This window comes from Streptomyces sp. LaPpAH-108 (genome assembly GCF_000373625.1).
Taxonomy (GTDB): Bacteria; Actinomycetota; Actinomycetes; order Streptomycetales; family Streptomycetaceae; genus Streptomyces.
Map to the genome: position 1 here is coordinate 466,212 of NZ_KB891996.1, position 21,443 is coordinate 487,654.

General features: G+C 73.3%; 22 protein-coding genes. 15 read left to right on the forward strand and 7 right to left on the reverse strand.

Going from position 1 to position 21,443, the window contains the following annotated elements:
* Positions 1 to 58 precede the first annotated feature (58 nt).
* The 3 genes from B079_RS0124385 to B079_RS0124390 all read right to left on the reverse strand — a co-directional run bounded on the left by B079_RS0124385 (position 59) and on the right by B079_RS0124390 (position 2,104).
* On the reverse strand, positions 59 to 904 hold the full coding sequence (locus tag B079_RS0124385) for a sulfurtransferase (RefSeq protein ID WP_018548467.1): 846 nt from the start codon (positions 902 to 904) through the stop codon (positions 59 to 61).
* A gap of 129 nt (positions 905 to 1,033) precedes the next feature.
* Entirely contained in the window at positions 1,034 to 1,114 is an 81-nt protein-coding gene (locus tag B079_RS36630; RefSeq protein ID WP_350751515.1) for an Ms5788A family Cys-rich leader peptide, read from the reverse strand.
* Positions 1,115 to 1,366: 252 nt separating this feature from the next.
* Complete coding sequence (locus B079_RS0124390) at positions 1,367 to 2,104, reverse strand: DUF2993 domain-containing protein (protein WP_026249040.1); 738 nt, start codon at positions 2,102 to 2,104, stop codon at positions 1,367 to 1,369.
* A gap of 369 nt (positions 2,105 to 2,473) precedes the next feature.
* Here B079_RS0124390 and B079_RS0124395 point away from each other — a divergent pair, with 369 nt between their 5' ends.
* On the forward strand, positions 2,474 to 3,385 hold the full coding sequence (locus B079_RS0124395) for a hypothetical protein (protein ID WP_018548469.1): 912 nt from the start codon (positions 2,474 to 2,476) through the stop codon (positions 3,383 to 3,385).
* 53 nt (positions 3,386 to 3,438) lie between these two features.
* On the opposite strand, the gene B079_RS0124400 is transcribed toward B079_RS0124395, so the two are convergent.
* From B079_RS0124400 to B079_RS0124410, 3 genes are read right to left on the reverse strand one after another with little or no spacing between them, the layout of a single operon-like run.
* Positions 3,439 to 4,590, reverse strand: a complete 1,152-nt coding sequence (locus B079_RS0124400) for a hypothetical protein (RefSeq protein ID WP_018548470.1) — start codon at positions 4,588 to 4,590, stop codon at positions 3,439 to 3,441.
* Positions 4,591 to 4,594: 4 nt separating this feature from the next.
* The gene (locus tag B079_RS0124405) at positions 4,595 to 4,849 is read right to left on the reverse strand and encodes a MoaD/ThiS family protein (protein WP_018548471.1); all 255 of its coding nucleotides are present in this window, start codon (positions 4,847 to 4,849) and stop codon (positions 4,595 to 4,597) included.
* A gap of 54 nt (positions 4,850 to 4,903) precedes the next feature.
* The gene (locus B079_RS0124410; RefSeq protein ID WP_026249041.1) at positions 4,904 to 5,773 is read right to left on the reverse strand and encodes an alpha/beta hydrolase; all 870 of its coding nucleotides are present in this window, start codon (positions 5,771 to 5,773) and stop codon (positions 4,904 to 4,906) included.
* A 171-nt stretch (positions 5,774 to 5,944) separates the two neighbouring features.
* Here B079_RS0124410 and B079_RS0124415 point away from each other — a divergent pair, with 171 nt between their 5' ends.
* From B079_RS0124415 to B079_RS0124480, 14 genes are all read left to right on the forward strand, one after another.
* Positions 5,945 to 6,727: a response regulator transcription factor gene (locus B079_RS0124415; RefSeq protein WP_018548473.1), complete on the forward strand. Its 783-nt coding sequence runs from the start codon at positions 5,945 to 5,947 to the stop codon at positions 6,725 to 6,727.
* 456 nt (positions 6,728 to 7,183) lie between these two features.
* Positions 7,184 to 7,309: a hypothetical protein gene (locus B079_RS36365; RefSeq protein WP_267880477.1), complete on the forward strand. Its 126-nt coding sequence runs from the start codon at positions 7,184 to 7,186 to the stop codon at positions 7,307 to 7,309.
* A 753-nt stretch (positions 7,310 to 8,062) separates the two neighbouring features.
* Entirely contained in the window at positions 8,063 to 9,097 is a 1,035-nt protein-coding gene (locus tag B079_RS0124425) for a LacI family DNA-binding transcriptional regulator (RefSeq protein ID WP_078496075.1), read from the forward strand.
* Positions 9,098 to 9,260: 163 nt separating this feature from the next.
* Complete coding sequence (locus B079_RS0124430) at positions 9,261 to 10,331, forward strand: S1C family serine protease (protein ID WP_018548476.1); 1,071 nt, start codon at positions 9,261 to 9,263, stop codon at positions 10,329 to 10,331.
* A 64-nt stretch (positions 10,332 to 10,395) separates the two neighbouring features.
* Positions 10,396 to 10,629, forward strand: coding sequence for a hypothetical protein (locus tag B079_RS32675; protein ID WP_018548477.1), 234 nt, complete (start codon positions 10,396 to 10,398; stop codon positions 10,627 to 10,629).
* 85 nt (positions 10,630 to 10,714) lie between these two features.
* The gene (locus B079_RS0124440; protein ID WP_018548478.1) at positions 10,715 to 11,449 is read left to right on the forward strand and encodes a response regulator transcription factor; all 735 of its coding nucleotides are present in this window, start codon (positions 10,715 to 10,717) and stop codon (positions 11,447 to 11,449) included.
* A 50-nt stretch (positions 11,450 to 11,499) separates the two neighbouring features.
* On the forward strand, positions 11,500 to 12,894 hold the full coding sequence (locus tag B079_RS0124445) for a sensor histidine kinase (protein ID WP_420705789.1): 1,395 nt from the start codon (positions 11,500 to 11,502) through the stop codon (positions 12,892 to 12,894).
* A gap of 927 nt (positions 12,895 to 13,821) precedes the next feature.
* Positions 13,822 to 14,748, forward strand: a complete 927-nt coding sequence (gene mshD, locus B079_RS0124450; protein WP_018548480.1) for a mycothiol synthase — start codon at positions 13,822 to 13,824, stop codon at positions 14,746 to 14,748.
* A 104-nt stretch (positions 14,749 to 14,852) separates the two neighbouring features.
* Complete coding sequence (locus B079_RS0124455) at positions 14,853 to 15,239, forward strand: GntR family transcriptional regulator (protein WP_018548481.1); 387 nt, start codon at positions 14,853 to 14,855, stop codon at positions 15,237 to 15,239.
* Positions 15,236 to 16,123, forward strand: coding sequence for an ABC transporter ATP-binding protein (locus tag B079_RS0124460; RefSeq protein ID WP_018548482.1), 888 nt, complete (start codon positions 15,236 to 15,238; stop codon positions 16,121 to 16,123). Before B079_RS0124455 ends, B079_RS0124460 begins: the two co-directional genes overlap by 4 nt.
* Entirely contained in the window at positions 16,120 to 17,097 is a 978-nt protein-coding gene (locus B079_RS35310; protein WP_018548483.1) for a hypothetical protein, read from the forward strand. Before B079_RS0124460 ends, B079_RS35310 begins: the two co-directional genes overlap by 4 nt.
* Before the next feature lie 231 nt (positions 17,098 to 17,328).
* Positions 17,329 to 19,620 (forward strand): RNA degradosome polyphosphate kinase, encoded by a 2,292-nt coding sequence (locus tag B079_RS0124470; RefSeq protein WP_234016858.1) that lies wholly within the window; start codon positions 17,329 to 17,331, stop codon positions 19,618 to 19,620.
* Complete coding sequence (locus tag B079_RS0124475) at positions 19,601 to 20,644, forward strand: CHAD domain-containing protein (protein WP_018548485.1); 1,044 nt, start codon at positions 19,601 to 19,603, stop codon at positions 20,642 to 20,644. Before B079_RS0124470 ends, B079_RS0124475 begins: the two co-directional genes overlap by 20 nt.
* Positions 20,645 to 20,661: 17 nt before the next feature.
* Complete coding sequence (locus tag B079_RS0124480) at positions 20,662 to 21,090, forward strand: NUDIX hydrolase (protein WP_018548486.1); 429 nt, start codon at positions 20,662 to 20,664, stop codon at positions 21,088 to 21,090.
* A gap of 64 nt (positions 21,091 to 21,154) precedes the next feature.
* On the opposite strand, the gene B079_RS0124485 is transcribed toward B079_RS0124480, so the two are convergent.
* A complete protein-coding gene (locus tag B079_RS0124485; protein ID WP_199779965.1) occupies positions 21,155 to 21,328 on the reverse strand; it encodes a hypothetical protein in 174 nt (57 codons plus the stop codon).
* Positions 21,329 to 21,443: the final 115 nt, after the last annotated feature.

The window sequence follows — 21,443 nt, forward strand, 5'->3', positions numbered from 1 at the left end:
CCGTAAGGGGTCTGACCGGAAGGCCGGTCGGGATCAACTCTGAGTTCCCCGAAGGGGCTTACTTGGCCGCGCCCAGCTCGATCGGGACGCCGACCAGCGAGCCGTACTCGGTCCAGGAGCCGTCGTAGTTCTTGACGTTCTCCACGCCAAGGAGCTCGTGCAGCACGAACCAGGTCAGGGCCGAGCGCTCACCGATGCGGCAGTAGGCGATGGTGTCCTTGGCGAGGTCCACGTCCTCGGCCGCGTACAGCTCCTTCAGTTCCTCGTCGGACTTGAAGGTGCCGTCGTCGTTGGCGTTCTTGGACCACGGGATGTTGCGGGCGCTGGGCACGTGGCCCGGGCGCTGCGACTGCTCCTGCGGCAGGTGGGCCGGGGCGAGCAGCTTGCCGGAGAACTCGTCGGGCGAGCGCACGTCGACCAGGTTCTGCGCGCCGATGGCCGCCACCACGTCGTCGCGGAAGGCGCGCAGCGCGAGGTTCTGCGGCTTGGCCGTGTACTCCGTCTTGGCGCGCTCGGGCACCTCGTCACCGGCGACCAGCTCGCGGGCGTCCAGCTCCCACTTCTTGCGGCCACCGTCGAGCAGCTTGACGTTCTCGTGGCCGTAGAGCTTGAAGTACCAGTACGCGTACGAGGCGAACCAGTTGTTGTTGCCGCCGTAGAGGATCACCGTGGTGTCGTTGGCGATGCCCTTGTCCGACAGCAGCCTCTCGAAGCCCTCCTGGTCGATGAAGTCGCGGCGGACCGGGTCCTGGAGGTCCTTGGTCCAGTCGATGCGGATCGCGTTCTTGATGTGGTTCTTGTCGTACGCGGACGTGTCCTCGTCCACCTCGACGATGGCGATGGCGGGGTCGTCCAGGTGCTCCTGCACCCAGTCGGCGTCGACCAGTACGTCGCTGCGGCTCATGCTCTTTCTCCTCCGGGGCAGTCACGGTGGGCGTGCGGTGGGAAGGGTGCGCGCGCACGGGGGTGCGACGGCGCACGGGTGCCCTACCAGCAGGGCGGCCGAGAGATGCGGAAGCGCGCGGACTTCCGCTCAGAAGGGGCGACAGAGCATGGCGGCAACGCGGCACAGGTCAACTGCCCGCCGCTTGGTGAGATCCGCCTGTCGCTTCATGCAGTCGATCGTAAGGAGGTCCGGGCGGGCATGTCACCGCCGTGTCGGATGATGAGACACGATCGTCCGCATGCCGGAAGCGTGGAGGCCCTGTGAAACGCCTGGCGTCCGCTGTGGCCCGGTTCTGGGTACGCGGACGCGCGACGACGTTCGTCATATCTACGGTACGGACGGCGGCGTCTCGCCTGTCGGACAGCGCACCGGTCCCGCCGGGGGCTTCCTACCCAGGCCCCCGTTTCCCTATCCGGCCCTTTATCCGGCCAGCTTGAGGTCGGTGCCCTTCACGGTGATCCGGAGGCCGTCCGGGGTGGCCCGCACCTGGTCCAGCTCGATCCCGCCGGGCAGCTGGTCCAGGGCCTGCTGGAAGTCGGTGATCTGCCGCAGCGTGCCGTCGGCCAGGTTGGCGCCCGCTATGGCCGGGAGCGAGTCCGCGTGCAGCGAGACCTTGCCGCTCTTGACGTCGACCGAGCTGAGCACCGAGAGGGTCGGGTGGACGCCGAGCGCCGGGACGCCGACCTTCACCTTCACCTTGACCTTGCCGTCACCGCCGTCACCGAGGCCGGTGATCTGGGCGGTGACCCCGGGCGCCACCTCGGTCGGCTCGGTCTTGGCGGCCTTCATGAGCTGGTCGTAGGCGATGGTCGCGGAGCCGGTGCCGGTCGCGGCGGTGGCCGAGGAGTAGTCGCCGGAGAACGTGACGTCCTTCAGGTGCGCCTTGAGGTCGTCGATACGGATCGTGCCGCCCTGGCCGCCGGTGGACACCGGGTAGGAGGCGATGCCCAGCTCCACGTCGTCCAGCGAGCCCCCGGCCAGCTGGGTCAGGAAGGGGAAGCCGTTGATGTCCACGTCCGGGGTGGACGCCAGGTTCTCGCGCGCCTTCACCCGGTCCGCGACCTCACCCTCGGCGAAGTGCACCGCCACTCGGTCCGCGATCACGAACAGCCCGCCCAGAATCACGACGAGAACGACGATTATTCGCAGGGCACGCATCATTTCCCCAGGGGTCGGCGAACGGCTTCCGGCGCCGACACCGTAGCTCGCGCGGCCCCGCCCCAGGCGCATTGTGGATCACCTGTGACAGGGCCGCGCGAGAGTGCGGCTTTTCGCGTAGTTCCCGCCCTCCTTTTTCGGAAACCCGGTCTGGAAATCGCCGTAGGACATACGGCGAGAGGAGCCTGATCGCCTTCCGGGTCCGCCGCCGAGGAACGCCACCCACCGCCCTGACCTGGTCACACCCGGTGTACGGCAAAGGCGCCACCGTCCGTTCTCGGCCGCCGAAGGGCTGGAAAACGTCGCGTCGTCCGGCGGTCGCATGGGGAGATTGCAGCAGTTGTCGGTATGCGGTGATCAAGGAGCGACGTGCGGTGGAGACGGGCATTCGGCGAGGCACTGAGCGAACTGGAGGAGACGCGTAAAAAGCTCGAAAGCATCGAGGACCCGCGCATCGGGTTGTCGGCGCTGCGCGGTGAGATCGCGCGGAGCCGGGTGGAGATACAGCAGTGCGTCCGGGACGGCGTCACCGGGATACGCGAGGAGACCGGCGAGCTGCGCCGGGGCCAGGACCGCGGGGCCGGTGAACTCGGCGACGCCCTGAGCGAGATACGGGACGTGCTCACCCGCCTGGAGACCCTGCGGGCCACCGCGCCGCCCGAGGAGAACGGCCCGGAGGCGGGGGCGGAGCCGGACGAGCCCGGCACCGGCGAACCCGGTACCGACGCGCCCCGTGCCGACCAACCCCCTGCCGACGAGCCCGGCGCCGACCCGCAGGAAGAGCACCAGGAAGAGCACATGGAGAACACGGAGCCCGGTCCGCGCCCCGGAGCCGACCTCAAGAGCGCCATCGAGGCGGCCTACCGGGGCGAGGAGAGCCCCGCGCGGGACGCCTCCGCCGCACCGCCCGAGGACCCGCAGGTCGCCCACGGGGTCCTGCTGCTGAAGGCCGCCGGAGTGGCCTCGGCCGAGCTGATCGCGCACCGGGACACCTGGGAGTGGCTGATCACCCTCGCGGTCCGGCACGGGCACTTCCGTGTCCCGCCCGCCGTCGAGGCCATCCACGGCGGCCAGGTGCGCACCGTCCTGTCGGGACGCTCGCTCATCGCCCTGCTGATCGAGCTGTGGAACGTCCGCACCACCGAGCCGGTGGGCGCCGAGTGGGCGCTGGCCACGACCGCGTATCACCGCGTCGCGGCCGACCTCGGGCGGTCCGTCGTCAGGGGCGGCACGATCCGCATCGTCCTGGACGACGGCCTCCCGCCGGATGCGGACGGCTGACCCTCACCGGGTCAGGGAGGGTCCTGGGCGGCACCGGCCGCCCAGGACGCCGGTCAGCCCAGCGCGCGCCCGAGCACCCAGACCACCGGTCCGGCCGCCGCGAGCGGCAGGGAGACGCCCGCCGTGAAGTGGACGAAGCGGGAGGGGTAGTCGTAGCTGGCCGCGCGGTGGCCGATCAGGCCGCAGACGGCGGCAGCGGCGCCGAGGAGGGCGCCGTCGGTGCCGAGGCCGTTCATGCCGCCGACGGCGAATCCCGCGCCCGCGGCGGCGAGCAGGGAGAGCACCACGGAGAGCGGGGTGGGCAGCGGCAGCGCGCGCACCACGGCGGCGACCGCGACGGCCGCCGCGCCGACCGAGACCGCGTCGGCGGTGGCGCCCAGATAGCCGGTGGCGAGGATGGCGAGGGCCGAGGAGGCCACGGTCGCCATCAGGCCGTACATCCGCTCGTCCGGCGAGGCGTGCGAGCGCAGCTGGAGGACCAGCGAGAGCACGACCCAGACGGCGAGCGGGCCGAGGATCGCGGCGGGGGCGTGGTCACGCCCGGCCGCCAGCACCGCCACGTCCGCGACGAGGCCGCCGAGGAAGGCCAGCGCGATGCCCTGCCGGGCGGGCCACATGCCGTTGAGCCGGAACCAGCCCGCCGCCGTCACCGCCTGGAGCACCACGAGCGGCACGACCAGGGCGTACGACCCGAGCGGCGCCGCGACCGCGAGCAGCGCCCCGAGCACGGCGGTGAGCAGCGCGGGCTGCATCCCGGGCTCGATGATCGGGGAGCGGCCCTCCAGGCGGGCCCGCTGGGCGTCGGTGATGCGGGCGTTCCCGGCGAGGGTCGCGGGGCCGTAACCGGGGCCTGCGGCGGCCTCGGGGGCGGCGGCCTGAGGGGCCTGCGGGGCCGGTGCGGCCTGCTGCGGCTCGGGCACCGGCTGGGGGCGCACCCCGGTCGCCATCGGCTGGTACGGCTGCTGGGGCGCCTGCGGGTACGGCTGCTGGGGATACGCCTGCTGCGGCGCGGGCTCGTACGCCTGGTACGGCTGCTGCGGGTGGGGCTGCTGGTGCGGCTGCTGCGGATACCCCGCCCCGGCCGCCCCGCCCGTCCCCGTCCCCGGGAGCTGCGCGTGGTTCTGGGTGTCCCAGGTGTGCCCCTCCCACTGCTGGGTCCGCTCGGGGTCGTACCCGGTGTAGGGCTCGTACTGATCGCTGCTCAACGCCTCATCCTCCTGCGAACGGCGGGAGCACTTCGACCGTGCCGCCCTCGGCCAGCCGTACCGTCTCATGCGCGCGTGTCCCGACGGGAGCGCCGTCGACGAGGAAGGCGCACCGGCGCAGTACGGTCGCCAGCTCGCCGGGGTGGCGCGCGCGCACGGCGGTCAGCGCCTCGGCGAGGGTGGCCGCGTCGTACGGCTCGTCGGCGACGCCTGCCGCGGCCTTGGCCGCCGCCCAGTAGCGCACCGTGACCTTGGGCATCTCGTTCCTCGATCGACGGTCAGGAAAGAAAAAATCAAGACGGTGATGCTCAGGCTAGTGCGTCCGGGCGCGGACCCACTCCCCGATCCGGGCCAGCAGGGCGTCGTCCGCCGCGTGTTCGGCGTGGCCCATGCCCGGCTCCAGCCAGAGTTCGCCGTGGTCACCGGCCGCCTCGGCGAGCATCCGGGGGTGGTCGAGCGGGAAGTAGGCGTCGCTGTCGCCGTGCACGACCAGCAGCGGGACGGGGGCGATCCGGCCGGCGGCCTCGACCGGGGAGAGCGGGACGGGGCTCCAGTCGCGGTGGTGGATACGGGTGTGGAAGCCGTAGCGGCCGACCAGGCGGCCGGTGGGCCGGGTGACCAGCCAGTGCAGGCGGCGCATGGGGGCGGTGCCCCGGTAGTACCAGCGGGCGGGCGCGCTGACCGAGACCACCGCGTCCACCGTGCCGGGGTGCAGGGCGGCGTGCCGCAGGACCACGGAGCCGCCCATGGAGAAGCCGACGCTCACCACGCGCGCGTGCCCGAAGCCGCGCGCCCACGCCACGGCCGCCGCGAGGTCCAGGACCTCCTTGTCGCCGACGGTGGAGCGGCCCCCGGAGGCGCCGTGTCCCCGGAAGGAGAAGGTGACGACCGCGCCGTACGCGGCGAGCGCCCGCGCGATCCGGCGCACGTGGGGGCGCTCCGCGTCGCCGGTGAAGCCGTGGGCGACGACGAAGACGGTGTCCGTGGCGTCGCGCCCGGCGGATTCCGTCGCCGATCCGCCGTCCGAAGGCATTTCGTATACAGCCGCACCCAGTTCGTATACGGAATCGATCGGAATTCCGTCGTCCGTGCGCAGAAACGTCCGGATAGGGGCGCGTCCGCCCGTCTCGGAATTCGGACGAACGGTGGAACGTGCCGCATGACCTGCCGGACGGTTGCTCATGTGGGCTATTCTGCTGGGCAGAGGACTCGGGCAGCGCAGCCCCCGGGTCCTTTTGTGCTTTCGGTAGCGTTGTATACGAAGCGGGAGACCGCCGGGTGTACGGGGCCCCGGGATCGCAGAGCAGTGCCGCACCGCACACGTCCTCGCAGGGACCGAGGAGGAACCAGACGTATGAGTTCTCTGCTGCTCCTGACCAACGCCCTCCAGCCGTCGACGGAGGTGCTTCCCGCCCTCGGCCTGCTGCTGCACAACGTGCGCGTGGCCCCGGCGGAGGGACCGGCCCTGGTCGACACGCCGGGCGCCGACGTCATCCTCGTCGACGGGCGCCGCGATCTGCCCCAGGTGCGCAGCCTCTGTCAGCTGCTGCGCTCCACCGGGCCCGGCTGTCCGCTCGTCCTGGTCGTCACCGAGGGCGGCCTCGCGGCCGTCACCGCCGACTGGGGCATCGACGACGTGCTGCTCGACACGGCGGGGCCCGCCGAGGTCGAGGCCCGCATCCGGCTCGCCATGGGCCGCCAGCAGCTCGTCCACGACGACTCCCCCATGGAGATCCGCAACGGCGACCTCTCCGTGGACGAGGCCACCTACTCCGCCAAGCTCAAGGGCCGGGTCCTGGACCTGACCTTCAAGGAGTTCGAACTCCTCAAGTACCTCGCACAGCACCCGGGCCGCGTCTTCACCCGCGCCCAGCTGCTCCAGGAGGTCTGGGGCTACGACTACTTCGGCGGCACCCGCACCGTGGACGTACACGTACGCCGCCTGCGGGCCAAGCTCGGCGTCGAACACGAGTCCCTGATCGGCACCGTACGCAACGTCGGCTACCGCTTCGTCACCCCAGAAAAGGGCGACCGCACCCCCGAAGAAGCCAAGACCAAACGAGAACACCCCAAGACAGCCGCCCCGGACACCACCGCCCCCACACACGAGGGCACGGAAATCACAGCCGAGGCGTAAGACCTCCGGCCGAGGCGGGAGACCGCGCACCGATGGGGTGAGCCCGCACGCCGAGGGGCGATCCCACCCGCCGGGGGGATCCGTCCGCCGCCGAGGGATGAAGGCCGCGCGCCGAGGGCGAGCCTGCCGCCGAGGAGTGAGCCCACCCGCCGACAGGCGAAGCCGCCCGCCGAAGCCTGTGCCCGCCCGCCGGGGCCGGGGACAGCCCGCACGCCGACGGGTGGACCAGTGCGGGATGCCGCGCGCCGGTCCCGATGTCGGGCCGCGCGCCGAGGCAGAGGCCACGCGCCAAGGCAGGAAGCCACACACCGACAAGGTGAGCCCGCCTGCCGAAGCCTGAGGCCGCACGCTGGGCGCCGGGATCAGCCCGCACGCCAACGGGTAGACCGACGCGTGATGCGGGCGCCAGTCCCGGTGTCGGGCCGCGCACCGACGCAGGGGCCGCACGCCGACAGGGTGAGCCCGCCGCCGAGGGGCGAGCGGGGCACCGAGGAGGCCAAGGCCAAGCGGGAGCGCGCCAAGACGGCCGCTGCGGACACCGCCGCCGCACGCAAGGAAGCGGAGATCACGGCCGAGGCGTAAGGCCTCCGGCCGAGGCGGGAGACCGCGCACCGATAGGGTGAGCCCGCACGCCGAGGGGCGATCCCACCCGCCGGGGGGGGATCCGTCCGCCGCTGAGGGATGAAGGCCGCGCGCCGAGGGCGAGCCTGCCGCCGAGGAGTGAGCCCACCCGCCGACAGGCGAAGCCGCCCGCCGGAGCCTGAGGCCGCCCGCCGGGCGCTGGGATCAGCCCGCACGCCGACGGGTAGACCGGCGCGTGATGCGGGCGCCGGTCTCGATGTCGGGCCGCGCGCCGAGGCAGGGGCCGCGTGCCAAGGCAGGAAGCCGCACGCCGACAAGGTGAGCCACGCCGCCGGGGCCGGGGCAGCCCGTGCGTCGGCGGGTGGGCCGGTGCGGGATGCCGGGCGCCGGTCCCGGTGTCGGACCGCGCGCCGAGGTGGGAGGCCGCACGCCGCCGGGGGGGGTGAGCCCGCCGCCAAGGCCGGGGTTCGGCCCGCCGAGGCCGGGGGCAGCCCGTCAGGGCCCGGGGGCAGCCCGTCAGGGCCCGGGGGGCAGCCCGTGCGTCGGGGGGCCCGTGCGTCAAGGGGTGGGGCGGTGTGGGATGTCGGGTGTTGGTTTCGGGCGGGGCGTGGTCCTTTGCGGGCTCGCGTATGCCGATGCATGAACCGGGGGTGCCCTGGGCAGAACCCCGGTGCGTTCGTCGTACCGTCCGGCACCGCTATCCAGCGCGTTCTCGCCCTGCCCAGGGCGGGTTGATCCGCGTAGACTCCGCGCGTGGCGAAGGTGACTCGGGATGATGTGGCGCGGCTGGCGGGGACCTCGACAGCCGTCGTCAGTTATGTCATCAACAACGGACCCCGGCCGGTCGCCCCGGCCACGCGCGAGCGTGTCCTCGCGGCGATCAAGGAGCTGGGGTACCGCCCGGACCGGGTCGCCCAGGCGATGGCCTCGCGCCGTACCGACCTCATAGGGCTGATCATCCCGGACGCCCGCCAGCCCTTCTTCGGGGAGATGGCACACGCGGTCGAACAGGCCGCCTCCGAACGCGGAAAGATGGTCCTGGTCGGCAACACCGACTACATCGCCGAGCGCGAGGTCCACTATCTGCGGGCCTTCCTCGGCATGCGGGTCTCCGGCCTGATCCTCGTCTCCCACGCGCTCAACGACCAGGCGGCGGCCGAGATCGACGCCTGGGACGCCCGCGTGGTCCTGCTGCACGAGCGCCCCGAGGCCATCGACGACGTGGCCGTGGTGACCGACGACCTCGGTGGTGCCCAGCTCGCCGTGCGCCACCTCCTGGAGCACGGCTACGAGTACGTGGCCTGCATGGGCGGCACCGCCGACACCCCGGCCGTCGGCGACCCGGTCTCCGACCACGTCGAGGGCTGGAAGCGCGCCATGGACGAGGCGGGCCTGTCCACCGAGGGCCGCCTGTTCGAGGCGCCGTACAACCGCTACGACGCCTACCGCGTGGCCCTCGGCATCCTCGCCGGACCCGACCGGCCGCCCGCGATCTTCTGCTCCACCGACGACCAGGCCATCGGCGTCCTGCGCGCCGCACGCGAGCTGCGGCTCGACGTGCCCGGCGAGCTGGCGGTGGCCGGGTTCGACGACATCAAGGAGGCGGCGCTCGCCGACCCGCCCCTGACCACCGTCGCCTCCGACCGGCCCGCGATGGCCCGCATGGCCGTCGACCTGGTCCTGGATGACGCGCTGCGGCTGGCCGGCTCGCGCCGTGAACGCCTGAAGACCTTCCCCTCGCGCCTCCAGATCCGCCAGAGCTGCGGCTGCGCCCGCCAGGACGGCTGACCGCCCCCGCTGATCTCCCCCGCTGTCCGCCCGCCCCCACCAGCACTCTTATCCGGCTCTCATCCGCGCCTGAGCGGGCCTCTCATGAAGCAGGCCCCAGCTTCTGGCGGGGTTCTCAGGGAGGGCTCAGGAAGCTCTCATGGTCACGGGACATGCTCTTCGTATGACCGACGAGAGCACGCGCCGCAGCGGCGCCGACGGGTACGGAAGCCCCGAGGGGTACGACAGCCCCTACGGGTACGGCAACCCCTACGGGTCCGACGCTCCCCCGCCCGCCCACGCCGCTCCCGCCGCCTCCCCCGCATGGCCGTCCCCGCCGCCGTACGCGCCGGGTCCGGCTCCGGAGGGGAAGCGGGCGCGAGGGCCCATGGCACTCCTCGCGGCGGTCGCCCTGGTCGCGGCTGCGGTCGGCGGCGGCACCGCCTACGCCTTCCAGGAACTGGCGGCCCACTCCGACTCGGCCTCGGCCCAGGCGGGCACCCCCGTGGTGACCGCGGGCAAGAAGGGCACGGTGGCCGCCGTCGCGGCGGCCGTCAGCCCCAGCGTGGTCCAGGTGGACGCCACCCTCCAGGACGGCTCCTCCACCGGCTCCGGCGTCGTCGTCACCGACGGCGGCGAGATCATCACCAACAACCACGTGGTCTCCGGCGCCTCCTCGGTCACGGTCCGCACCAGCGACGGCAAGAGCTACACCGCCGACGTGGTCGGCACCGACAGCTCCAAGGACCTGGCGCTGCTGAAGGTCTCCGGCGCCTCCGGCCTCAAGGCGGCCACGCTCGGCGACTCCTCCGACGTCCGCGTCGGCGACACGGTCGTCGCCATCGGCTCCCCCGAGGGGCTGAGCGGCACCGTGACCAGCGGCATCGTCTCGGCCCTCAACCGCGACGTGACCGTCTCGACCGACGAGGACCAGAGCCAGGGACAGGGCGGGCAGCAGGACGGAGACGGCGACTGGCCGTTCCAGTTCGGCGGCCGTGAGTTCAACGGCGACACCGGCTCGTCCACCACCACCTACAAGGCAATCCAGACGGACGCCTCACTCAACCCCGGCAACTCCGGCGGCGCCCTCTTCGACGCCTCCGGACGGGTCATCGGCATCAACTCCGCGATGTACTCCTCGGGTTCGCGGTCTTCCTCGTCCTCGGACGCGGGCAGCATCGGCCTCGGCTTCGCGATCCCGGTGAACACCGTCAAGTCCGACCTCGCCAAGCTGCGGGCGGGCTCGACGGACTAGGACCCCCGGAAGATCTCCGGTACGGCCCTGGGCAAGCGCACCACCGAACAGCAGGGAGCACGTCATGATCACGTACACCACGCATCACACCCGTGTCACCGGCCCCGCCGACGTCGCCCTGGCCCTGGAGGTGGCGCACGAGATGCACGCCCCCACCCCGGCTCCCCGCCTCCCCGAGCTGCCCAGCCCCGCCCCCCAGCTGATGGGCCTGCGCACCTCCGCCGCCCGCCCGCACCGCCGCAAGGTGCCGCTGAACCGGCTGACCGCCCTCAACCGGCTGACCCCGGCCGGCGTCTGACCCCGGCAACCACGCCGGAAGCCCGAAACGTGCGAGGCTGAGAGACGCCCCCGCCCGACAACACCATCCCGAGGAACCGCGAGCGATGAGCCCCGCCGAAGGCGACCGTGACCCCCAGCGCATCCTGATCGTCGACGACGAACCGGCCGTACGCGAGGCCCTGCAGCGCAGCCTCGCCTTCGAGGGGTACGACACGGAGGTCGCGGTGGACGGCGCGGACGCGCTGGAGAAGGCCGCCGCCTGCCGCCCGGACCTGCTGGTACTGGACATCCAGATGCCCCGCATGGACGGTCTGACGGCGGCCCGGCGCATCCGGGGCACCGGGGACACCACCCCGATACTGATGCTCACCGCCCGCGACACGGTCGGCGACCGGGTGACCGGACTCGACGCCGGGGCCGACGACTACCTGGTCAAGCCGTTCGAACTGGACGAGCTGTTCGCCCGCATCAGGGCCCTGCTGCGGCGCAGCACCTACGCGGCGACCGTGTCCGCCGAGGCCCAGGAGAACGAGGCGCTGACCTTCGGGGACCTGCGGATGGACCTCGCCACCCGGGAGGTCACCCGGGGCGGGCGGCCGGTGGAACTGACCCGTACGGAGTTCACGCTCCTGGAGATGTTCATGGCCCACCCGCGCCAGGTCCTCACCCGGGAGCAGATCCTGAAGGCGGTCTGGGGCTTCGACTTCGAGCCCTCCTCCAACTCCCTCGACGTGTACGTCATGTACCTGCGCCGCAAGACCGAGGCGGGCGGCGAGCCCCGGCTCGTGCACACCGTCCGGGGCGTGGGGTACGTACTGCGGCAGGGCGGCGGCGAGTGAGGAGGCTGGTGCGCCGCTATCAGGCGCTGCCGATCCGGGCGCGGCTCGCGATGCTGGTCGCGGCGGCGGTGGCGTTCGCGGTGGCGGCGGTCTCTGTGACCTGCTGGTTCATCGTCCAGCGCAAGCTGGAGGACGAGCTGAACCACCGGCTCACGAGCCTCGGCCGTCCGCTCAGCGCCGATCAGGTCACCACCTTGCTGCTGACCTGCCCCCAGTCCCCCAACGACGACGGCAACGGACCGCCCAGCTACCTCTACCTCCAGATCGTCACCTCCGACGGCAAGGTCTGCGTCCCGCCCTACTCCGAGGGCACGATGAAGCTGACCGCCTCGGACATCGCCGTCGCCCGCAACCCCACCAACCGCACCCGCTGGGTGCGTGACGGCAGCGACTCCAAGGGCGGTGACGTGCGGGTGATGACCGGCGCCGTGCTGGTGGGCGGCGGGCCCGACGTGCAGCCGTATCCCGGCGTGGCCGTCATGGTGGGCATCTCCCTGAAGGACACCGAGCGGACCCTGGACGACCTCGCGCTGATCCTGCTGCTGGTCTCCGGCATCGGGGTGGTCGGGGCGGGCGCGGCGGGGCTCGCGGTGGCCCGGGCGGGGCTGCGGCCTGTCGACAAGCTGACCGAGGCGGTCGAGCACGTGGCCCGCACCGAGGACCTGGCGGTCCGTATCCCGGTGGTCGACGAGAGCGACGACGAGGTGGCCCGGCTCTCCCGCTCGTTCAACTCCATGACCACCGCGCTGGCCAGCTCCCGCGACCTCCAGCAGCAGCTGATCGCTGACGCCGGGCACGAACTGCGCACCCCGCTCACCTCGCTGCGCACCAACATCGAACTGCTCAGCCGCAGCGAGGAGACCGGACGCCCGCTGCCCGCCGAGGACCGCAAGGCGCTGCTCGCCTCCGTGAAGGCCCAGATGACCGAACTCGGCGCGCTGATCGGGGACTTGCAGGAGCTGTCCCGCTCGGAGGGGCAGCACGGCGAGCGGGTCCAGGTGGTCTCCCTCCAGGAGACGGCCGAGGCCGCGCTGCGCCGGGCCCGGCTGCGCGGTCCCGAGCTGACGATCACGGCGGACCTGGAGCCCTGGTACGTCCGCGCGGAGCCGTCCGCGCTGGAGCGGGCGCTGGTCAACATCCTGGACAACGCGGTGAAGTTCAGCCCCGAGGGCGACACGGTGGAAGTCCGGCTGACCGACGGCACCCTCACCGTGCGCGACCACGGCCCCGGCATCCCGGCCGACGAACTCCCCCACGTCTTCGACCGCTTCTGGCGCTCCCCCAGCGCCCGCGCCCTCCCCGGCTCCGGCCTCGGCCTCTCCATCGTCGCCCGCACCATCCGCCAGGCAGGCGGCGAGGTCACCCTCTCCCGCGCCCCGGGCGGCGGCACCCTGGTGACGGTACGCCTGCCGGGGGCCCCGGTACCGCCACCGGAGACCCCATGACGTGACGTGACGCTGCCGCTGTGGCTCGGGGGTTCGGGGTTCGGTACAGCGGGAGTCTGCTGCTTCAGTCACCGCGACGCTACGACCCCGACCGGACGCGACGACACGCGCCCCGGGCCGCCGTGGCCCAGTACAACGGGAGGCCACTGCTTCAGGCACCGCGACGCTACGACACCGCCCGGACGTGACGACACGCGACCCGGGCCGTCGTGGCGCGGTACAGCGGGAGGCCGTTGCTTCAGGGCACCGCGACGCTGTGCCGCCGACCGGCCATGACGACGCGCCGACCGCGACGACGCGCGGCCCGGGGCACCATGGAGCCGGGCCGGGGCGCCGGGCCAGCGGGGCGCCGGGCCGCCGTAACACCACACGGCCCAACCGCCGTCGCGCCAAGCCACCGGGCCAGGGCGCCGGGCCGCCGCACGGCCACGCCGCCATCGTCCTGTCGCACCGGGCCACCAGGCCAGGGCACCGGACCCCCCCGTAACACGGCACGGCCAGGCCGTCGTGGCAACGGGCGCGCCGGGCCACCAAGTCGCCGTACACCGCACGGCCGGGCCGCCATCGCCCTGTCGCGCCGGGCCTCCGTGGCTCCGGGGCACTGGGGCACTGGGGCACTGGGGCACTGGGTCGCCATCGAGCCGGGGCACCGGGCCGCCGTGGAGCCGAGCCGCCGAGCCGCCGGTTCCGGGCCTCGGGCCTCGGGCCTCGGGCCTCGGGCCTCGGGCCTCGGGCCTCGGGCCTCGGGCCTCGGGCCTCGGGCCTCCGTAGCATCGCACGGCCGGGCCGCCGTCGCGCCGAGCCACCGGGCCACGCCGCCGTAACACCACGCAGCCCGGACCCCGTCGTGCCGTCGCGCCAGGTGCCGTCGCCCCGCTCAGCCGTACCCCGCCATACCCAGCGGAGCGCCCCCGTACCCTCATACGCATGAGCAGCGACGACTCCGGGCGGGCCGTGTCCGCCCGCTCTCTCGAGAACCAGGCCGAACTCACGCCGGAGCAGACCCGGGCCGTGCTCGATCTGCTCGCGGCGGCTGCCGCCGTGGACGGGCAGCAGCCGGTGTCCGAGCAGGGGCGGCTCCAGTTGCGCGGTGGGGCGCGGGAGGGTGTGTCCCATCTGCTGCTGCACTTCGGCGGCGAACTCGTGGGCTACGCGCAGCTGGAGGACACCGACCCGGTCGAGGCACCGGCCGCGGAACTGGTCGTCCACCCGGCCCACCGGGGTCATGGGCACGGCCGCGCGCTGGGCACCGCGCTGCTCGCCGCCTCCGGCAAGCGGCTGCGGGTCTGGGCGCACGGCGGTCACCCCGCCGCCCGCCATCTCGCCCAGGTGCTCGGTCTGACCCTCTTCCGCGAACTGCGCCAGATGCGCCGCCCGTTGACCGGACTCGAACTGCCCGACCCGGTGCTGCCCGAGGGCGTGACGGTGCGTGCCTTCGTCCCCGGGCAGGACGAGACGGCCTGGCTCGCGGTGAACGCCGCCGCCTTCGCCCACCACCCCGAGCAGGGCTCGCTGACCGAGCGCGACCTGGCCGACCGCGAGGCCGAGCCCTGGTTCGACCCGGCCGGTTTCTTCCTCGCCGAGCGCGGCGGCGAGCTGATCGGCTTCCACTGGACCAAGACCCACCCCGAGGAGGGCCTGGGCGAGGTCTACGTCCTCGGGGTCCGCCCAGGCCACCAGGGCGGCGGCCTCGGCAAGTCCCTGACCACGATCGGCCTGCGCCACCTGGCCGCCCAGGGCCTGCCCACCGCGATGCTCTACGTCGACGCGGACAACAAGGCGGCGGTCTCGGTCTACGAACGCCTCGGCTTCACGACCCACGAGACGGACCTGATGTACCGCACGGAGACGTGAACGAGGCCGCACCAGAGGTGAGTTGAGGGGCGTCCACGCTTGACGGGCGCCCCTCTTCCACACCATCATTCCACTACTCAATTAGTGAAAGGGTGGTTCAGCGCGTGGTCGAATACCGCATCGACCGGCACAGCGGGGTCGCCACCTACGTCCAGATCGTCCAGCAGACCAAGCAGGCCCTGCGCCTGGGCCAACTCCGCCCCGGCGACAAGCTGCCGACCGCCCGCGAGGTGGTCGAGGCCACCGCCATCAACCCCAACACCGTCCTGAAGGCGTACCGCGAGCTGGAGCGGGAGGGACTGGTGGAGGCCCGGCGCGGCCTCGGCACCTTCGTCCGCCGCACACTCGGCGCCGCCCCGGCCGACTCCCCGCTGCGGGCCGAGCTGGAGCGGTGGGCGGCGCGGGCGGTCCGCGAGGGCTGGGACCGGGACGACATGGCGGCGCTCTTCACCTCCGTACTCGACAAGAGCTTCCAGGGAGAGGGTTCATGAGCGACACCGCGATCGAGGCGGACGGCCTCGGCAAACGCTTCGCACGGCGGGGCGGCTGGGCGCTGCGCGACTGCGCGTTCCGGCTGCCCACCGGCCGGGTGTGTGCCGTCGTCGGCCCCAACGGCGCCGGGAAGAGCACCCTGCTCGCCCTGACGGCGGGTCTGCTCCGGCCGACCGAGGGCGAGATACGCGTCCTGGGCGTACGGCCCGCCGAGGCCCGCGTCCGCGTCGGGTACGTGGCGCAGGACAAGCCGCTGTACCCGCAGCTCACCGTCGCCGAGACGCTGCGCATGGGCGCGGATCTGAACCCGGGTCACTGGGACGCGGCGCTCGCCGACCGGATCGTCGCGGGCGGCGATCTCGACCCCGGCGCCCGCGTACGCGCCCTGTCCGGCGGTCAGCGCACCCGCGTCGCGCTCGCCCTCGCGCTCGGCAAAGTTCCCCAACTGCTGCTCCTGGACGAGCCGATGGCCGACCTCGACCCCCTCGCCCGGCACGAGCTGATGGGCGCCTTGATGGGCGTGGCCGCCGAGCACGGCACCACGATCGCGATGTCCTCCCACGTGGTCGCGGAACTGGAGGAGTCCTGCGACCACCTGCTCCTGCTCGGCTCCGGCCGCGTCCGCCTCTCCGGCGACATCGACGACCTGCGCGCCGCCCACCTCCGGATCACCGGCCCCGCCGACGCGGCCCTGACCCCGCACACCGTGGTCGAGTCTCGCGCCACGGGCCGCAGCGTCACCGCCCTGCTCCGCCCCGAGGGCCCGCTCCCGGACTCCTGGCAGACGGAGACGCCCCGCCTGGAGGACCTGGTCCTCGCCCATCTGCGCAACCCCGAGGCACCCGCCCTGACCGCGACGACCTTCGAGGAGCGCGCCGCATGAGCACCCTCACCGTCCCTCTGGCCCGGCCGCGTCCGGCCCGCTGGGTGTTCCGGCTGCACCGGTGGGCGCTGTACGTCTGGGCGGCCCTGGTGCTGCTCTGCTCCACCCTGCTGGTGTGGGCCGCGGGCCCGCTCGCGGACCGGGCGACCCGTGGCTGGCACCAGGTGCTGGAGTGCCCGCGCAGGGGCCCGTGCACCGTCGACGTGGGCTTCTACTACACCGTGTTCGACCTGGTGTCCTACGCGATGATCGTCCTGCCGTTCCTCGTGGCCGCCTGGGCCGCCGTCACCCTGACCGCGCCCGGCACGGAGTCCGGCAGCGCGCCCTCGGCCTGGCTGCAGGGCATCACCCCGGCCCGCTGGCTGGCGGCCCGGCTGGCGTTCCCGGCCGCGGTGATCACCGCGGGCGCGGGCCTGCTGGTGGTCCTGCACCGGTACGCCTGGGCAGCACCCGAGGACCGGCAAGGCCCCCGCCCCGAGTGGTGGATGCCCCGCGCCTTCTACACCAACGGTCCGACCCTCGTCGCCGCCTGCCTGGCCGCGCTCGCGGCGGGCGCGCTGACCGGGCTGCTGGTCCGCCGCACGCTGCCCTCCCTGGGCATCACCCTCGCCGCCACCGCCCTGCTGTACGGCGGCGTCCACCGGCTCATGCCGCACCTGTGGCCGCTGGTGACCAAGGTGAACGACTTCCAGCACGGTTACGCGGTCCGGCCCGGCGCCCTGGAGGTCGTACACGGCATAGCGACCCGGGGCGGGGGGCGCGTCCCCGCGCCCGCGTGCACGGTGGACTCGGCGGAGGCGCTGGCGGCGTGCGAGCGGCTGTACGCGCGGCACGGCGGCACCGGGTACTTCACCCAGTACCACCCCGCCTCCCACTACTGGCCCCTCCAGCTCACCACCACCGCCCTGCTGCTGCTCCTGACCGCGCTGCTCACCGCCGCCGCCTTCGCCGTACTGCGCCGCCGCACCGGCTGACCCGGCCGACCGGCGGCGGAGGGCGGTTCCCCTGGGAGCCGCCCTCCGCTGTCCCCCACGTCATGTCCCCGTAACCAGCCATTCAGCGGGGCTTGCGAGGCTCGGGGAATGGAGCACGTCGGCAGTGGGGCTTCGCCGGAGTCCGAGGGGGACGCGGGACGGAAGGTCATCAGACTTCCCTCCGCGAAATTCGACGCTGCCGTGACGCCCCTGACACGGAAGAATGGGTTCATGAGTCAGCGAGAAGCCCAGGCACCGGCCCAGTCCTCCTCCACCGCGGCCCCCGCCGATACCGCGGGCCTCGGACCCGAGGCCCCCGGCCGGACGCAGCCCCCCGTGGGCTCGATCGCCGCGCACCGCCCGCACACCGTCGCGGCGGCCGTCTCCGACCTGGAACCCGATCTCGACGCCGATCTCGACGCCTACGAGGAGAGCCAGGCCGACGACGGCGCCCCGCTGCCGCAGGGCCGCTTCCTGGACCGGGAACGCAGCTGGCTCGCGTTCAACGAGCGCGTCCTGGAGCTGGCCGAGGACCCGAACACCCCGCTCCTTGAGCGGGCCAACTTCCTCGCGATCTTCGCCAGCAACCTGGACGAGTTCTTCATGGTCCGGGTGGCGGGCCTCAAGCGCCGTATCGCCACCGGCGTCGCCACCCGCTCCGCCTCCGGGCTCCAGCCCCGCGAGGTCCTGGAGATGATCTGGGCCCGCTCGCGCGAGCTGATGGCCCGGCACGCCGCCTGCTACCACGAGGACGTCGCCCCCGCGCTCGCGGAGGAGGGCATCCACCTGGTCCGCTGGAGCGAGCTGACCGACAAGGAGCAGGCCCGCCTGTTCACGCTGTTCCGGCACCAGATCTTCCCGGTGCTGACCCCGCTCGCCGTGGACCCCGCGCACCCCTTCCCGTACATCTCAGGGCTCTCGCTGAACCTGGCCGTCGTCGTACGCAACCCGGTCAGCGGCCACAAGCACTTCGCCCGCGTCAAGGTGCCCCCGCTGCTCTCCCGCTTCCTGGAGAGCAGCCCCGGCCGGTACGTCCCCATCGAGGACGTGATCGGCGCGCACCTGGAGGAGCTGTTCCCGGGCATGGAGGTGCTGGAGCACCACGCCTTCCGCCTCACCCGCAACGAGGACCTGGAGGTCGAGGAGGACGACGCGGAGAACCTGCTCCAGGCCCTGGAGAAGGAACTCATGCGGCGCCGCTTCGGGCCGCCGGTGCGCCTGGAGGTCGAGGAGGACATCGACCGCGAGGTGCTGGACCTGCTGGTGCGCGAGCTGAAGATCTCCGAGGCCGAGGTCTACCCGCTGCCCGGCCCGCTCGACCTCACCGGTCTCTTCCGCATCCACAGCCTGGACCGCCCGGAGCTGAAGTACCGCAAGTTCGTCGCGGGCACCCACCGCGACCTCTCCGAGGTGGAGACCGCCTCCGCGCCGGACATCTTCGCCGCGCTGCGCCAGCGGGACGTGCTGCTGCACCACCCGTACGACTCCTTCTCCACCTCGGTGCAGGCGTTCCTGGAGCAGGCCGCACAGGACCCGGACGTGCTGGCGATCAAGCAGACGCTGTACCGCACCTCCGGCGACTCCCCGATAGTGGACGCCCTGATCGACGCCGCCGAGTCCGGCAAGCAGGTCCTCGTCCTGGTCGAGATCAAGGCCCGCTTCGACGAGCACGCCAACATCAAGTGGGCGCGCAAGCTGGAGGAGGCGGGCTGCCACGTGGTCTACGGCCTGGTCGGTCTGAAGACCCACTGCAAGCTGTCGCTGGTGGTCCGCCAGGAGGGCGAGACGCTGCGCCGCTACAGCCACGTCGGCACCGGCAACTACCACCCGAAGACGGCCCGGCTGTACGAGGACCTGGGGCTGCTCACCGCCGATCCCCAGGTCGGCGCCGACCTCTCGGACCTCTTCAACCGGCTCTCCGGCTACTCCCGCCGCGAGACCTACCGCCGCCTGCTGGTCGCCCCCAAGTCCCTGCGGGACGGCCTGATATCGCGGATCGACAAGGAGATCCAGCACCACCGCGCGGGCCGCCCGGCCTTCGTCAAGATCAAGGTCAACTCCATGGTCGACGAGGCGGTCATCGACGCCTGCTACCGGGCCTCCCAGGCGGGCGTGCCGGTGGACATCTGGGTGCGCGGCATCTGCGCGATCCGCCCCGGCGTCCCCGGCCTGTCCGAGAACGTCCGGGTCCGCTCGATCCTCGGCCGCTTCCTGGAGCACTCCCGGGTCTTCGCCTTCGGCAACGGCGGCGAGCCCGAGGTGTGGTTCGGCAGCGCCGACATGATGCACCGCAACCTCGACCGCCGGATCGAGGCGCTGGTCCGGGTCACCGACCCCGCCCACCGCGCGACCCTGAACCGGCTGCTCGACACCGGCATGTCCGACACCACCGCCTCCTGGCACCTCGGCCCCGACGGCGAATGGACCCGGCACGCGACCGACGCCGAGGGCCAGCCGCTGCGCAACATCCAGGAGATGCTCATAGACGCCCGGAGGCGCCGGCGTGGCACCGCGACACCCTGACCCGGCGGACTCCGAGCCCGGGGAGGCGACCGGAGAAGCCCTCGCGGCCCATCTGCGCGCCCGGTCCACGGAGTTCCTTCGCGCCCTGCGCCTGCACCGGGAGACCGGGAACGGCGCCTCGGGCGCGGACGGGTCGGCCGAGGCGGCGCGCGCGCTGCGCCGCTCGGCCCGCCGCGTCAGCGCGGGCCTGTACACCTTCCGCGGGCTCCTCGATCCCGACTGGGCGGACGAGACCCGGGCCGAACTGGCCTGGGTCTCGGGCACCCTGGGCCTGGAACACGCCTGCGCGGCCCGCCTGGACCGGCTGCTGCTCGCCCTGCACCGGCTCTCGGGTGCCACGACGGCACCCGGCCCGGCGGCCACCACCGTCCCCGCGCCCACGAAGGCGCCCCCCGCCGTCCCCCTCACCGTCGGCGCCGCCCGCGCCGCCGCCCTGCTCGACCGCAGGCTCACCCTGGCCCGCGCCCGCGCCCACTCGACCGCCCTGGAGGCGCTCGGCTCCGCCCGCTTCCACGCGCTGGCCGACCGCATCGCCGTCCTCGCCAGCGACGTCCCCCTCGCGCCCGGCGCGGCCGGGGCGGACCTCGGCCCGTACGCCGCGGCGGCCGAGGACCGCCTGAACAGCGCGGTCGCCGCGCTGCCCCTGGTCACCGCCGGGCACCCGTACAACGCGCAGGCCCTGGCCGACGGCCTGTCCCCCGACCCGGCCCCGCACCCCCAGGACGGCCCCTGGCACCAGGTCCGGCTGCTCCTTCGCCTGCACCGCTACGCCCGCGAGGTCCCCCACGGCGCCACCGCCCCCGCCGAGGACCCCCGGCTGCGCGCGGCCGGGCACGCCCTGAACCGGCACCGGGACGCGGCGGAGGCGGCGGTCGCGGCGGCGCAGGCGGCGCGTACGGCCCGGATCGCGCCCGCGACGGCCTACGCGCTCGGCGTCCTGCACGCCGACCAGCGGCACGAGGTGGAGGCGGCCCGCTTCGCCTTCCAGCAGGCCTGGCAGCGGCGGACGGTCCCGGCACGGTGACGGAGCGAGGAGACGCCATGAGCGACCGCACGCCGTCCTTCCCGCCGGTCCTCGCCGCGGGCTGTGTGCTCTGGCGCCGCCCGTCCTCCGGCGGCCTGGAGATCTGCCTGGTCCACCGCCCGAAGTACGACGACTGGTCCCACCCCAAGGGCAAGCTCAAGCGGGGCGAGGGCGCGCTCGCGGGCGCGCTGCGCGAGGTCGCGGAGGAGACCGGGTACGCGGCGGAGCCGGGCGCCGAGCTGCCGACCCTGCGCTATCCGGTGGCCGGCCGCCCCAAGGAGGTCCGCTACTGGGCCGCCGAGGCGCTGCACGGGCACTTCACCCCGGGCTCCGAGGTGGACGCGATCGTCTGGCTCGCCCCCGACGCCGCCCGGGAGCGGCTGACCCGGCCCCGCGACCGCGAGCTGCTGGACACCGCGCTGGTCCGCGCCTTCGAGCGGCACTGAAGCGGGCGCTGAAGCGGCGCTGCGAGGGCACTGAGGCGGCGCTGAGCGGCGCGCACGCCGGGCGTCACGGCGTGCTGCCGTGCGCCTCCGCGTCCGCGCGCGCCTGACTGCGCGCCCGTCGCGCCGGACCCCGCCAGCCGCAGCTGCACCGGGCCACGCAGAACCGGCCCTGCTCGCTCGTCGTCGTGCGGTGTTCCCGCTCCTGCCGCGCCCCCACCGGGCCGTCCTGCCACGCCACGCTCCCCACCGTACTCGCCCTGACCGACACGTTCGTTCGGGCATCTGAAGCGTTTGTACGGGCGTATGACCCGCTGACTTCTCACGTGCTTGACGCCACGCGTGACGGCACCCCC